Source organism: Paramagnetospirillum marisnigri (genome assembly GCF_001650715.1).
Classification (GTDB): Bacteria; Pseudomonadota; Alphaproteobacteria; order Rhodospirillales; family Magnetospirillaceae; genus Phaeospirillum; species Phaeospirillum marisnigri.
Window position 1 is genome coordinate 1 of the sequence record NZ_LWQT01000012.1, and the last position, 967, is coordinate 967.

Annotated in this window: 1 protein-coding gene; it reads right to left on the bottom strand. The window is 64.2% G+C overall.

Going from position 1 to position 967, the window contains the following annotated elements; all coding sequences use genetic code 11:
* The coding region (locus A6A04_RS00720) for a recombinase family protein (protein WP_281196611.1) at positions 1 to 957 on the bottom strand (957 nt) is incomplete at its 3' end.
* Between the last annotated feature and the right edge of the window lie 10 nt (positions 958 to 967).

The window sequence follows — 967 nt, forward strand, 5'->3', positions numbered from 1 at the left end:
ACGCCATTTCCGAGCAAAAGTAATAACCTCGGACGCAGAAGCGGACACGCCCTGCGCCGCGAGGCGCTCCAATACGGCGTTGGAGCCACTGAGGCAGATTTCCTCAGCCCCCACCACCACCGAGTTCAGCAGCAACCGCATATAGGCTTGGCGCAGTTCCGGCGGCCCGGTGCGCAGGCGCTCACGCATCTGGGCGGCCAGCAGACGGATTTTCTCGGGGGTGATGGTGGGGACACCGGACAGCAGGTCATCCTGGAGCGCGGCAATCTGGGAGTCCAGATCGGCGGCCTGAAGCTTCATCTGGTCCAGACGCTCCTTCAGCATGGGGTCGTGGGCATCGACAGCCCCGGTCTCCACCATGCCAAACAACCTCGCCCGGGCCGCGTCCACATCACCCCGGCGAGCACGCATCTGGCGCAGTTGTTCACGGCGGATGGCGGTGCCAGTCTCGTGGGCGTCCATATAGCTCTTCAGCGCCTGTTCCAGGCGGTCGGGGTCGAACACCTTGCTGCCCAGATACTCCATCACCATGTCGTCGAGACGATCCATACGGATACGCTGGCCCTTGCAGACGGTCTTGCCCTTCTTGGCGTGGGAGGAGCAGGCGTAATAGCGGTGACCCTTCCCGGTGTTCAGAATCATGGCCGCCCCGCAATGGGCACAGCGGGCAACGCTGGCCAGCATGGTGGGGCCGTTGACCACCCTGGGCGGAGTCTTGCGCGGCGAGCGGTCATGAAGGGCCGCCCGGACCTGGAGGTACACCTCCTCCGAGATGATGGCCGGGACCGCCATCTCGACACATTCCGCATCGGGACGCTGCCGTCCGGTACGGCTTTCGGTGCGATTGAACAGATGCCTGCCGCAATAGGTGGACGAGGTCATCAAGTCCTGAAGACTGCCGATACCCCAGGCATGGCCCCGCCGGGTGATCCCGCGCCAGTTAAGGTGGGTGCAGATCGCCTTGAGC